At 70.1% G+C, this 13,039-nt stretch carries 12 protein-coding genes; 10 read left to right on the top strand and 2 right to left on the bottom strand.

Annotation, left to right across the window (positions count from 1 at the left end):
- The first annotated feature begins 233 nt into the window (after positions 1-233).
- From deoC to deoD, 4 genes are read left to right on the top strand one after another with little or no spacing between them, the layout of a single operon-like run.
- Entirely contained in the window at positions 234-986 is a 753-nt protein-coding gene (gene deoC / locus ACVCMB_RS15145; protein WP_395116376.1) for a deoxyribose-phosphate aldolase, read from the top strand.
- Positions 983-2,317: a thymidine phosphorylase gene (locus ACVCMB_RS15150; RefSeq protein WP_395116378.1), complete on the top strand. Its 1,335-nt coding sequence runs from the start codon at positions 983-985 to the stop codon at positions 2,315-2,317. Before deoC ends, ACVCMB_RS15150 begins: the two co-directional genes overlap by 4 nt.
- Positions 2,314-3,522: a phosphopentomutase gene (locus ACVCMB_RS15155; RefSeq protein ID WP_395116380.1), complete on the top strand. Its 1,209-nt coding sequence runs from the start codon at positions 2,314-2,316 to the stop codon at positions 3,520-3,522. The genes ACVCMB_RS15150 and ACVCMB_RS15155 overlap by 4 nt, the downstream gene beginning before the upstream one ends.
- A gap of 10 nt (positions 3,523-3,532) precedes the next feature.
- A complete protein-coding gene (gene deoD / locus ACVCMB_RS15160) occupies positions 3,533-4,246 on the top strand; it encodes a purine-nucleoside phosphorylase (RefSeq protein ID WP_447105563.1) in 714 nt (237 codons plus the stop codon).
- A 22-nt stretch (positions 4,247-4,268) separates the two neighbouring features.
- Here the strand turns inward: deoD and ACVCMB_RS15165 are convergent, their stop codons facing one another.
- Positions 4,269-4,637, bottom strand: coding sequence for an ArsR/SmtB family transcription factor (locus tag ACVCMB_RS15165; protein WP_395116384.1), 369 nt, complete (start codon positions 4,635-4,637; stop codon positions 4,269-4,271).
- Between the two features lie 165 nt (positions 4,638-4,802).
- On the opposite strand from ACVCMB_RS15165, the gene ACVCMB_RS15170 reads away from it, so the two are divergent.
- The 6 genes from ACVCMB_RS15170 (at position 4,803) to ACVCMB_RS15195 (ending at position 11,813) form a co-directional block, all read left to right on the top strand.
- On the top strand, positions 4,803-5,009 hold the full coding sequence (locus ACVCMB_RS15170; RefSeq protein WP_395116386.1) for a YgaP family membrane protein: 207 nt from the start codon (positions 4,803-4,805) through the stop codon (positions 5,007-5,009).
- Positions 5,010-5,027: 18 nt separating this feature from the next.
- Positions 5,028-5,411: a DUF302 domain-containing protein gene (locus tag ACVCMB_RS15175; protein WP_447105564.1), complete on the top strand. Its 384-nt coding sequence runs from the start codon at positions 5,028-5,030 to the stop codon at positions 5,409-5,411.
- A gap of 93 nt (positions 5,412-5,504) precedes the next feature.
- A complete protein-coding gene (locus ACVCMB_RS15180) occupies positions 5,505-6,794 on the top strand; it encodes an NAD(P)/FAD-dependent oxidoreductase (protein WP_447105565.1) in 1,290 nt (429 codons plus the stop codon).
- Between the two features lie 104 nt (positions 6,795-6,898).
- The gene (locus ACVCMB_RS15185) at positions 6,899-7,975 is read left to right on the top strand and encodes an efflux RND transporter periplasmic adaptor subunit (RefSeq protein WP_447097228.1); all 1,077 of its coding nucleotides are present in this window, start codon (positions 6,899-6,901) and stop codon (positions 7,973-7,975) included.
- Positions 7,972-11,220: an efflux RND transporter permease subunit gene (locus tag ACVCMB_RS15190; protein ID WP_447105566.1), complete on the top strand. Its 3,249-nt coding sequence runs from the start codon at positions 7,972-7,974 to the stop codon at positions 11,218-11,220. The genes ACVCMB_RS15185 and ACVCMB_RS15190 overlap by 4 nt, the downstream gene beginning before the upstream one ends.
- 83 nt (positions 11,221-11,303) lie before the next feature.
- Complete coding sequence (locus tag ACVCMB_RS15195) at positions 11,304-11,813, top strand: DnrO protein (RefSeq protein WP_447105567.1); 510 nt, start codon at positions 11,304-11,306, stop codon at positions 11,811-11,813.
- Between the two features lie 20 nt (positions 11,814-11,833).
- On the opposite strand, the gene ACVCMB_RS15200 is transcribed toward ACVCMB_RS15195, so the two are convergent.
- On the bottom strand, positions 11,834-13,033 hold the full coding sequence (locus ACVCMB_RS15200) for an acetate/propionate family kinase (RefSeq protein ID WP_447105568.1): 1,200 nt from the start codon (positions 13,031-13,033) through the stop codon (positions 11,834-11,836).
- Positions 13,034-13,039: the final 6 nt, after the last annotated feature.

The raw sequence follows: 13,039 nt of genomic DNA on the forward strand, positions 1-13,039 counted from the left end.
TGCTTGCAGGGGGAGGCTGGCGACCGAAGGGAATCCTTGAGGTGTGGGGGTTGCCCCATGCCGCACGAGCGACTTCGCTACAGCCATTTCACCTGGCATTTGCCCGGGCTGACCGGCGCCACCTGCGACCTTTTGCCGTGCTGCCTTGCGCACACTGATCGGCTTGCCACAGATCAAGAAGGCGGTTGTCCGGACGACCTACGCTGCGCGGCAATCGACTTGTGGAGCGGCCCGTGTCCATCGACGCCCGTAGCCCGCGCGCCCTCGCGGCGCGCCTGTTGTCCCTGCTCGACCTGACCAGCCTTGGCGAAGGCGACACGCCTGCGCGGATCGAAGCCCTATGCGCGTCAGCGCGTGCCGCGCCGGTCTTGCCAGCAGCGCTGTGCATCTATCCGGAACACGTCGGCAGCGTGCGCCGCAGCCTGCAGGGAACCGCCGTCAAGGTAGCGACCGTGGTGAATTTCCCCGATGGCGGCAGCGACCCGCAGCGGGTGGAAGGCGAGACGCAGCGTGCGCTGGCTGCGGGGGCCGACGAGATCGACCTGGTGTTGCCGTATCGGGCGCTGCTGGGTGGGGATGCCGCGGGTGCGCGTGCCGTCGTCAGGCGCTGCCGCACTGTCTGCGCCGACGGCGTGCTGCTGAAATTGATCCTTGAAACCGGCGAACTGGGTACGCCCGAGCTGATCCGCATGGCGTGCGCGATCGGTATCGAAGAAGGCGCGGACTTCCTCAAGACCTCCACCGGCAAGGTGCCGGTCAACGCTACCCCGCAGGCTGCCGCCGTGATGCTCGATGCGATCGCCGCTGCCGGTGGCCGCTGTGGCTTCAAGGCGGCCGGTGGCATTCGCACGCTGGCGGCCGCGGTGACCTATCTCGATCTGGCCGAAGCGCGGCTGGGCGCCGGCTGGGCCGATCCGGCACATTTCCGGATCGGTGCCAGCACACTGTTCGGCGAGTTGTGCGCCACAGCCTCGTCCGCTGCATGAACAGCCTGTCTGCCGCCGCCCTGATTCGCTGCAAGCGCGACGATAGGCCGCTCGATGGTGGTCAGCTTCATGCGGTGGCGCAGGGCATCGGGGACGGCTCGTGGAGCGAAGGCCAGATCGGCGCGTTCGCGATGGCGGTCGCGTGGCGTGGCATGAGCGCGGAAGAGTGTCGCCATTTCACCCTGGCCTTGCGCGATTCAGGCCAGCGGCTGCATTGGGAGCACTTGCCGGGGCCGGTACTCGACAAGCATTCCACCGGTGGCGTGGGCGACGGCGTGAGCCTGTTGCTGGCGCCGCTGCTGGCTGCGTGCGGCGGCTATGTGCCGATGATCTCCGGCCGTGGCCTGGGGCATACCGGCGGCACCCTGGACAAGCTGGAAAGCGTGGCCGGCTACGACGTTCATCCGGGCATGGCGCGCTTGCGCGAGGTCGTCGAGGAGGTGGGCTGCGCCATCGTCGGCCAGGGTGCCGAGCTGGTGCCGGCCGACTGCCGGCTATATGCGGTACGCGATGTCACCGCGACGGTGGACGTGGCCGAGTTGATGGTGGCCTCGATCCTGTCCAAGAAACTGGCCGGCGGCGCGCGGGCGCTGGTGCTCGACATCAAGACCGGCAATGGCGCGCAGTTGCCGGGCATGGCGGCGGCGCGCGACCTGGCCGAACGCATGCTGGCGACGGCGCAGGGTACCGGCATCGACGTGCGCGTGGTGTTCAGCGACATGGACCAGGTGCTTGGCCGCGAGGCAGGCAATGCGCTGGAGCTGCGCGCCGTGCTCGACCTGCTGCGCGATCGTGGCGACAACCCGCGGTTGCGTGCATTGACCCTCGAACTGGCTGCCGAGTTGCTGCGCATCGGAGGCCTGAGCCACGACCGTCTCGATGCCGAGCGCCGCGTGCGGGTGGCGCTGTCGTCGGGCGCGGCCGCCGAACGCTTTGCACGGATGGTGAGCGCGCTGGGCGGTCCGCCCGATCTGCTGGAACGGCCGGATGCGTATCTGGAGACCGCGCCGATTCGGCGCGTGGTGACGGCGTTCGCATCGGGCCATGTCACAGCGGTCGACGTGCGTGCGCTGGGGCAGGTGGTGGTGGATCTGGGGGGTGGCCGCACGCGTCCGGGCCAGGCTATCGATCATGCCGTAGGCCTGGCCGAGTTGATCGGGCGGGGCGACACCGTCGCTGCGGGCCAGCCGCTGGCCATCGTGCATGCGCGCACGGCGCATGCGGCGGACAAGGCCGAGGCGAGCGTGCGCGAGGCCTTCCGCGTCGCGCCGGAAGCTCCGCCTTGCGCACCGCTGTGGCAATGGCACACGCCGATGGAGCGTGTTGCATGAGCCGCGCGATCTGGCTGGTACTCGATTCGCTGGGGCTGGGCGCCGGGCCCGATGCCGCGGATTACGGTGATGCGGGTGCCGACACCTTCGGTCATGTCGCCGCCGCCTGCGCCGCGGCGGCGCGGGGACCGTTGCGCCTGCCGAACTTCACGACGCTCGGCCTGCCGCAGGCGCATGCAGCGGCGCATGGGCAGCCCGCGCCAGGCTTCGGGAAGCTGCCCCCACCCGCGGGGCTGTGGGGTTACGCGGTGGAGCGCGCCTGCGGCAAGGACACGCCATCCGGCCACTGGGAAACCGCCGGCGTGGTGCTGAGCGAGCCGTTCGGCGTCTTTGCGCAGGCGGAGCATGCGTTTCCGCCCGCCTTGCTGCAGGCGCTGGTGGCACGGGGCGGGCTGCCCGGTGTACTCGGCGACTGCCATGCCTCCGGCACCGAGATCATCCAGCGGCTCGGCGCGGAGCATCTGCGCAGTGGCTGTCCGATCGTCTACACCTCGGCCGATTCGGTGTTCCAGATCGCCGTACACGAGCAGGCGTTCGGCCTCGATCGCCTGTACCGCCTGTGCGAGCTGGCGCGCGAACTGCTGGAGGACTACCGCATCGGCCGGGTGATCGCGCGGCCGTTCGCCGGCACGGTGGAGTCGGGCTTCAGCCGCACCGTGCATCGACGCGACTACGCCCTGCCGCCACCGGCGCCGACGCTGTTCGACGCGCTGCTGGCTGCCGGTGGCGAGGTGGTCGCGATAGGCAAGATCGGCGACATCTTTGCCCACCGCGGCGTGTCCCGCTGCATCGAGGCACACGGCCACGATGAGCTGTTCGATGCCACGCTGGCCGCCATGACGCTGGCCGGCAGCGGCAGCCTGATCGCGACCAACTTCGTCGATTTCGACATGGTGTATGGCCACCGGCGCGACGTGTTCGGCTACGCCGCCGCGCTCGAGGCGCTGGATGCGCGGCTGCCGGAACTGCTGCATGCGCTGCGCCCCGGTGACCTGCTGGCGATCAGTGCGGACCACGGCTGCGACCCGACCTGGCCGGGCAGCGACCATACCCGCGAATGCGTGCCGGCGCTGGTATTCGGCCCGGGCCTGGCGCCGCGGGCGCTGGGACGGCGCGACAGTTTTGCCGACATCGGCCAGAGCATGGCCAGCCACCTCGGCCTGCCGCCGCTGGCGGCCGGTCGCAGCTTTCTTCCCTCTGCATGATCGCCATCGCATGAGCACGCCCCATCTCGACGCCGCCCCGGACATGATCGCCGACACCGTGTTGCTGCCCGGCGATCCGCTGCGCGCGCGACACATGGCCTGCGAGTTTCTCGACGACGGGCGCGAAGTGAACACGCGCCGCAACATGCTCGGCTACACCGGCTTCTATCGCGGCATGCGCGTCTCGGTAATGGGCAGCGGCATGGGCATTCCCTCCTGCGCGATCTATGCGACCGAGCTGACGCGCGTGTTCGGCGTGCGCCGGATCGTGCGCGTCGGCACCTGCGGCGGCGTGGGCGACGTCGAGCTGGGCGACTTGCTGCTGGCGCAGGCGGCGTCGACCGATTCGAACTTCAACCGCCTGCATTTCGGTGGCCATGACCTGGCCGCCTGCGCCGATTTCGGCCTGATGCGCGCGGTGGTCGACACCGCTGCGGCACAGCGGATCGACCTGCGCATCGGCGGAGTGTTCAGCACCGACTGCTTCCATGGCGGCGACCCGGAGCTGGTCATGCGGCTGCTGCAGCACCGCATCCACGGCATCGAGATGGAATCGGCCGGCCTCTACGGCGTGGCCATGCGCGAAGGCTTCCAGGCGCTGTCGGTACTGACCGTGAGCGACCACGTGCAGCGCGGCACGCACATGCCGGCGGTGCAGCGCGAGCAGGGCCTGTCGCGGATGACCGCGCTGGTGCTCGACAGCCTGCTGCCGGCATCGGGCTGAGCAGGGTCGATTGTTCCGACGCTCAGCCCGGTTCTGGCTTTGTGCGCCGGCGCCTGGACCGGCGTGGGGCGGCGTCGGCTGCGCAGTAGATCCCGTACAGCGTGGCGATGATGGCGTGCGCGGGGCCCGCAGGCAGGGCGTACCACACCGTCTGCGCCTCACGCCGGGTGCTGACGAGATTCTCGTCGCGCAGCCGGGCCAGGTGCTGGGACAGCGCCGACTGGCTGAGTTCGGGTAGCTGTTCGTTGATCTGGCCCACCGACATCTCGCCGTCCAGCAACAGGCACAGCACGCGCAGCCGTTGCGCGTTGCCCAGGGTCTTGAGCAGCTGCGACGCGTCTTCGGCGCGCGATTGCATGAGGTCAAGATCCGCATCGGCAGGGATGTTCAACTTCGGATTCCTCCGGAAGGGCGCGGCTGTCTGTTTCATGGGGTTGACTTTACCATGGAAAACTAATTAAGATAAACCTAATTTAGTTAATATGAATTTTCGGCCCGCCGCCGGGCCCGTGTCGGCTGGTTGCGCACAAGGTTCCACTCACTTCAGGAGTTCGCCGTGAACGTCGATCGCATGGTTCTGGGTTTTGCCGGCACGGTCGTGCTGGCCGGTATCGCGCTGGCGCATTTCGTGGCGCCGGGCTGGATCTGGCTGTCGGTGTTCGTCGGCGCCAACCTGCTGCAGTCCTCGTTCACCGGCTTCTGCCCGCTGGCGATGATCCTGCGCAAGCTGGGGCTGAAGCCCGGCTGCGCGTTTCCTTCCTGATCCGAGCGAGGCTACGCCATGTACCACATCGTGGAGACATCCAAGAGCTTCGAGCAGGCTGCGGCCGACCTCGCCACCGCCGTCGCCGCGCACGGCTTCGGCGTGCTGCACGTGCACGACCTGGGCGGCACCTTGCGCGGCAAGGGCGTGGAGTTCGGCCAAGAGTGCAAGGTGTTCGAGGTGTGCAACCCGCGCCAGGCCGGCCGCGTGCTGGCCAACGACCTGCGGCTGAACATGGCGTTGCCGTGCCGGGTGTCGGTCTATACCGAGGAGGGCAAGACCTGGATCGGCATGATCCGGCCGATGCCGATGCTCGGCATGCTCTCTGCCGATCCCGCGCTGGCGGCGATCGCACGCGAAGTGGAGCAGACGCTGGTGGACGTCATCGCCGAGGCGGCGTAGCGCCAGCGATATGTCCCGAATTGACCAGGCTCAAATCCGTTGCGGTGCCGCCAGCGCACGCTGTCGGCACCCTCAGTGCAGGAGTTAGTCACCATGAGCGACGTCGTCATCCTGGGTTCGGGCCTGGGCGGCACCAGTGCCGCCTATGAGATCAAGGCTGCACTGGGCGACGCCCACCGCGTCACCGTGGTCGGCGAGGGACGCCTGTTTTCCTTCACGCCATCCAATCCGTGGGTCGGCATCGGCTGGCGACAACCGGCCGACGTGCAGCTCGACGCGGCCGCGGCGATGGCACGACACGACATCGCCTTCATCGATTCGCCGGCCAGCGCGGTGCGCCCGGCCGACAACCTCGTGCTGCTGGCTGACGGCCGCGAACTGAAGTACGACTACCTCGTCGTCACTACCGGCCCGCGGCTGGCGTTCGACGAGATCCCCGGGCTGGGCCCGGTCGACGGCTACACGCAGTCGGTCTGCACCACGCCGCACGCGACCGCCGCGTGGCAGGCGTACCGGCAGTTCCTGGAGAATCCCGGCCCGGTGGTGGTCGGCGCGGCGCAGGGCGCCAGCTGTTTCGGTCCGGCCTACGAGTTCGCGCTGATCCTCGACACCGACCTGCGCCGGCGCAAGTTGCGCGACCGCGTGCCGATGACCTTCGTCACCAGCGAGCCGTACATCGGCCACATGGGCCTGGGCGGGATCGGCGATTCCCGCGGGCTGCTGGAGCGCCAGTTGCGCCAGCGCCACATCAAGTGGATCTGCAATGCGCGGATCGACAAGGTCGAGGATGGCAGCATGCACGTCACCGAAGCCGACGCGCATGGCCAGGCGCAGGAGCAGCACGCGCTGGCGTTCCGCTACGCGATGGTGATCCCCGCCTTCACCGGCGTCGCCGCCGTGCGTGGCATCGAGGGCCTGGTCAATCCGCGTGGCTTCGTGCTGATCGACAAGCACCAGCGCAACCCGACCTTCCGCAACGTTTTCTCCGCCGGCGTGTGCGTGGCGATCCCGCCGGTGGAGGCCACGCCGGTGCCCACCGGCGCGCCCAAGACCGGGTTCATGATCGAGTCGATGGTCAGCACGCTGACCGCGAACATCAAGGCGGACATCGAGAACCGTCCGGCCACGGCCGAAGCGACATGGAACGCGGTGTGCCTGGCCGACATGGGCGACAGCGGCGCGGCGTTCGTGGCACTGCCGCAGATCCCGCCGCGCAACCTGACCTGGGCGAAGGAGGGCAAGTGGGTGCATCTGGCCAAGGTGGCATTCGAGAAATATTTCATGCACAAGATCCGCACCGGCAATACCACGCCGGTCTACGAGAAGTACGTGATGAAGGCGCTGGGCATCGCGCGCATCCGGCCCGGCACGGGTGGCGAATGAGTACTCCCCGCGAACCGCTGACGGAAGCACGCGATGCAAACCCGCCATCCCGCCTGGCGTGTCGCGCGCGCCCACGCCGACCCGCGTTGCGAGGTCGCGTCGTGATGCGCGCGCTGCGCCCGGCCATGCTTGCGCTCGCGCTGGCCGCGCTGGCCGCGTGCGGGCGCACGCCGGCGCCGCCGGCTGCCACGGCACCGCCGCCGCTGGCTGCGCTGACCGTGCACCTCGAAACGGCGCACGACGAGCAGGCCTGGGATGGCGTGGTCGAGGCGGTGCACGAGGCGGTGATCTCGGCGCAGACCAATGCGCGGGTGGTCGAGTTGCCGCATGACGTCGGCGATGCCGTGCGCAAGGGCGACGTGCTGGTGCGTTTCAGCGACGTCGAGCAGAAGTCCGCAGGGCGCGCCGCGCAGGCGCAGATCGCCGCGGCGCAGGCGGCGTATACCGAGGCGGATACGTCCTACCGGCGCTTCGCCGGGATATTCGAGAAAGGTTTCGTTTCCAAGGCGCAGCTCGACGCCGAGCGTGCCCGTCGCGACGCCGCGCTGGCGGCGCTGCAGTCGGCCCGCGCGCAGTCCAGCCAGGTCGGCCAGCAGCTCGATTACACGGTGCTGCGCGCGCCGTACGACGGCATCGTCACCCGCCGCTACGTGCAGGTGGGTGAGGCGGTGCAGTCGGGGCCGCCGGCGCCGCAGCCGCTGATCGCGCTGGCCTCGCTGCAGGATCTGCGGGTCGGCGTGCAGGTGCCGCAGAGCGCGATCGCCGCGATCCGCCGCTACCACGCCGCCGAGGTGGTGCTCGACGACGGCCGTCGCGTGGCGGCCGGCAAGCTCACCGTGTTTCCCTATGCCGACCCGCAGACGCACAGCTTCCGCGTGCGGCTGGAACTGCCCGGCGACGGTGCCGGCCTGGTGCCGGGCATGACGGTGAAGGTCGCCTTCGCCAGTGGCGAGGCGAAGCGATTGCTGCTGCCGATGAGCGCGCTGGTGCAACGTGGCGAGCTGGTCGGCGCGTACGTACTGGGCGCGCATGACGTGACGCTGCGCCAGTTGCGCCTGGGCCATCGCCACGGCGATCGCGTGGAGGTGCTGGCCGGGCTGGACGACGGCGAGCGCGTCGCCACCGATCCGGCCGCGGCGGCGCGCTGGCTGGTCGCGCAGCGACGCGGGGACGCGCCGTGAGCGGGCCTCGGCTCGGCTTCTCCGGCCGCATCGCGCGCGTGTTCCAGGATTCGCCGCTGACCCCGATCCTGGCGATCGCGGCGCTGCTGCTGGGCCTGGTCGCGGTGATGATCACGCCGCGCGAGGAGGAGCCGCAGATCGACGTGACCATGGCCAACGTGATGGTGCCGTTTCCCGGCGCCGACGTGCGCGACGTGGAGAACCTGGTGGCGTTCCCGCTGGAGCAGAAGCTCGCCGAGATCGAGGGCGTCAAGCACGTCTATTCGGTGAGCCGGCCCGGCATGGCAGTGATGACGGTGGAGTTCCAGGTCGGCGTGCCACGGCAGGCGGCGATCGTGCGGCTGTACAACCAGGTGTTCCAGAACCAGGGCTTCGTGCCGCCCGGCCTCGGCGTGGGCCCGCCGCTGGTGCGGCCGATGGGCATCGACGACGTGCCGGTGATGGCGCTCACGCTGTGGAGCGACGACCCCGCGCAAGGCCCGGTGCAGCTGGCCGAGGTGGCGCATGCTCTGGAGACCGAATTGAAGCGCGTGCCCGGCACGCGCGACGTCTACACCATCGGCGCGCCGACCCGCGCGGTGGTGGTGCAGCTGGACGCGGCGAAACTGGCTGCCTACGGCATGACCGCGGGCGACCTGTCGAACGCCTTGAAGGCGGCCAACGCGGTGACCCAGGCCGGCGACCGGGTGAGCGGCGACCGCGATGTGCCGGTGACCGCCGGGCGTTTCCTCGCCGACGCGGCGGAGGTGTCGCAGCTGGTGATCGGCCTGAAGAACGGCCAGCCGGTGTTCCTCTCCGACGTGGCCACGGTTCGTCCGGGCGCGGACCTGCCCGACAGCTACGCCTGGTTCGGCGCGCCGGCGGGCCGGGCCGGGCCGGCCACCGGCCACGCGCCGGCCGTGACCATCGCGGTGGCGAAGAAGCCCGGCACCAACGCCGCCGACATCACCGGCGCGATCCGCCAGCGGCTGGCCGCGCTGCGCAACGTGGCGATTCCCGCCGATGTGCACGTGGTGGTCACCCGCGACTACGGCCAGACCGCCACCGACAAGGCGGACAAGCTGATCCACAAGCTGATCTTCGCCACCTTGTCGGTGGTGCTGCTGGTGCTGCTGGCGTTGAGCTGGCGCGCGGCGGTGGTGGTCGGCAGCGCGGTGATCGTCACCCTGGCGCTGACCCTGTTCGCCTCGTGGGCGATGGGCTTCACCATCAACCGCGTCTCGCTGTTCGCGCTGATCTTCTCGATCGGCATCCTGGTCGACGACGCCATCGTGGTGGTGGAGAACATCCACCGGCACATGGTGCTGGGCGGACGCACCTTGCGCGAGGCGATCCCCGAGGCGGTCAGCGAGGTCGGCGGGCCGACCATCCTGGCCACCTTCACGGTGATCGCCGCGCTGCTGCCGATGGCCTTCGTGTCCGGCCTGATGGGGCCGTACATGCGGCCGATCCCGATCAACGCCTCGGCCGGCATGCTGCTGTCGCTGGCCGTCGCGCTGGTGGTCACGCCGTGGCTGGCGCTGAAACTGCTCGGCCACCAGCCACATGCCGAGGCCGCGCCGACGGGCGCCGACGGCACGCACGACACGCGCCTGCACCGCACGTTCCGACGGCTGATGCTGCCCTTCCTCGATGGCCCCCGCGCGCCGCGCCGACGGCACCTGCTGTTCGCCGCGATGGGCGCACTGGTGCTGGGGGCGGTGGGGCTGGTGGTGGTCAAGGCGGTGGTGCTGAAGATGCTGCCGTTCGACAACAAGTCCGAGTTCCAGGTGGTGGTGGACATGCCCGAGGGCAGCACGCTGGAGCGCACCAACCGCCTGCTCGGCGAGCTGGCGCAGGCGGTGGCCAAGCTGCCCGAGGTGAAGGACTGGCAGGGCTATGCCGGCACCGCGTCGCCGATCACCTTCAACGGACTGGTGCGCCAGTACTACCTGCGCAGCGGCCCGATCGTGGGCGACCTGCAGGTGAACCTGGTCGACAAGCACGAGCGCTCGCGGCAGAGCCACGCCATCGCGCTGGCCGTGCGCCCGGCGCTGGCGCAGATCGGCGCGCGCTACGGTGCCTCGGTGAAGGTGGTCGAGGTGCCGCCCGGGCCGCCGGTGCTGGCGCCGATCGTGGCCGAGGTCTACGGCCCGGACTACGCCACCGTGCGCAAGGTGGCGCTGGGGCTGGAACAGGATTTCAGGGCCAACCCGGACATCGTCGACGTCGACACCAGCGTGGAAGCGCAGGCGCCGCGCGACGTGCTGGTGGTCGATCGCGCCCGCGCGGCGCGGCTGGGGCTGGATCAGGCGGGCATCGCGCAGGCGCTGCGCACCGCCTTGTCCGGCGACGACGCCACCTGGCTGATGGACGGCCACGCGAAGTACGCGGTGCCGATCCGCCTGCGCCTGGGCGCGGGCGACCAGGCGTCGATGGAGCAGCTGCTGGCGCTGCGCGTGCGTGCGGCCGGCGGCGCGCTGGTGCCGTTGTCCGAGGTGGTCCGCGTGCAGCCGGCGCAGCGCGAGCAGGCGATCTGGCACAAGGACCTGCTGCCCTATGCCACCGTCACCGGCGACGACGCCGGCAGTACCGACAGTCCGCTGTACGGCATGTTCTCGCTGGTCGGCAAGCTCGGCCACGACAAGGTGGCGGGGCAGCTGCTGCAGCAGCACTTCATCGCGCAGCCGACCGATACCACCGACGCCGCGGTGAAGTGGGACGGCGAATGGCAGATCACCTACGAGACGTTCCGCGACATGGGCCTGGCCTATTCGGCGGGCCTGCTGCTGATCTACCTGCTGGTGGTCGGCCAGTTCAAGAGCTACCTGGTGCCGCTGATCATCATGGCGCCGATCCCGCTGACCGTGATCGGCGTGATGCCCGGGCATGCGCTGGTGGGGGCGCAGTACACCGCCACCTCGATGATCGGCATGATCGCGCTGGCCGGCATCATCGTGCGCAACTCGATCCTGCTGATCGACTTCATCAACCACGCGCTGGCTGCCGGCAGTCCGCTGCGCGAGGCGGTGGTCGAGGCCGCGGCGGTGCGCGCCAAGCCCATCATGCTGACCGGGCTGGCGGCGATGATCGGCGGCTTCTTCATCATCGACGATCCGATCTTCCAGGGCCTGGCGGTGTCGCTGATCTTCGGCATCCTGGTCTCCACCGCGCTGACCCTGCTGGTGATCCCGCTGCTGTACTACGCCTGGCTGCAGCGGCGTGCCGGGCCGGATGGCCGATTGTCGCAGGCGCCGCCGGCTTGACCCCGATCAGGCCGGAGTGCGGGCGCCGGGCGCTAGCATGCATGTGTCCGCGGCGTCCGCGCCGCCAAGCCGGAGATATCCGCATGAAAGCTGTACGCATTCTTCTCGCCAGCGCCTGTGCGCTCGGTCTTGCCACTGCGGCGCAGGCCGGTCCGCAACACGCCCACGCCGAGCACGACAGCCACGCGGCACACGCCGCCAGCGCCGCCACGCAGGTGCCGCCGGCGCAGCGCTGGACGCCGGATGCCCCGCTGCGCGCGGGCATGCGCCGCGCGCACACCGCGGTGGCCGAGCTGGCCCACTACGAGATGGGCCACATGAGCGCGCCGATGGCGGTCGATCGCGCCACCGAGGTGGAAAGCGCGGTGACCTACATGTTTGCCAACTGCAAGCTGTCGGCCGAGCCCGATGCCGCGCTGCACGGCATCCTGGTGCCGCTGCTCACGGCCGCGCAGGCGCTGAAGGCCGAACCGGCGAAGGTGTCCGCGGTGGCCGACATGCGCGCGGCGATCGCGCATTACCCGCAGTACTTCGACGACCCCGGCTGGGACAAGCCGGTGCCGGCCGAACACGTGATGCACGACGAGCCCTGAACATCGCGCCGCGCCTGTAGTCAGCCGATGTCGCCGAGTACCACGGCGGCATCGCGCGCGGCGATCCATTCCTCGTTGGTCGGTTCGACGCCGACGATCACGCGACTGCCGTCGGCGGAGATGATCGGCGCGTGTGCCGCGTTGCGGCCCTCGTCCAGCGCGATGCCGAGGAAGGCAAGATCGCGGCACACGCGCTCGCGCACGAAGGCGTTGTGCTCGCCCACGCCGGCGGTGAACACCAGCAGCTCGAGCCCGCCCAGTACCGCCGCCAACGCGCCGATCTCGCGGACGATGCGGCGCACGTAGAGTGCGAGCGCCAGGCGTGCGCGTTCGCCGGGCTCGCCCGCGTCGCCTTCGTGCTGCACGATCACGCGCGGTTCGGACGACACGCCGGAGACGCCGAGCAGGCCGCTGCGCTGGTAGAGCAGGTGGCCCACCTCTTCGAGCGAGAGCTTCTCGATCTCCATCAGGTACAGCAGCGCGCCGGGGTCGAGTGCGCCGGTGCGCGTGCCCATCATCAAGCCGTCGAGCGCGGAAAATCCCATCGTGGTGGCGACGCTCCGGAGGTTGCGCATCGCGCACAGGCTGGCGCCGCTGCCCAGGTGCGCGACGATGGTGCGCCCGCGTGCGGCCTCGCCGTGGCGTTCGGCCAGCGCGGTCGCCATGAACGCATACGACAGGCCGTGGAAACCGTAGCGGCGCAGGCCGCGCTGCCAGGCATCCCACGGCAGCGGCAGGATCTGCTCGACCGTCGGCATGGTGTGATGGAAGCCGGTGTCGAAACAGGCCACCTGCGGCAGCTCGGGCGACTCGCGCAGCAGGATCTCGATCGCCTCCAGCGCGAACGGCTGGTGCAGCGGCGCCAGCGGCACGTAGCCCGCCAGGTCGGCCAGCACGCCGGCATCGATCCGCGTGGGCTCGAAGTAGCGGCTGCCGCCGTGCACCACGCGATGCGCGACCGCGGCGAGGCGTCGGCCGTCCAGCCGCGCGCGCACGCGCTGCAGGATCAGCGTCAGCGCCGCGCGGCAGGGCTGTGCCGGGTCGAGCGCAATCGCGAACGGCGCGACCCCGGTTTCGCCGAAGTCGGGCGTCGGGCCACCGATGCCCTGCACCTTGCCGTTCCACACCGGCTTGCGCGGCAGCGGCGCGGCGGCCGCGTCGAACAGCGCGAACTTGATGCTCGACGAGCCGCAGTTGAGGACCAGGATCAGGGGCGTCATGGTCGC

It is taken from the genome of Rhodanobacter sp. UC4443_H10, from assembly GCF_052978325.1.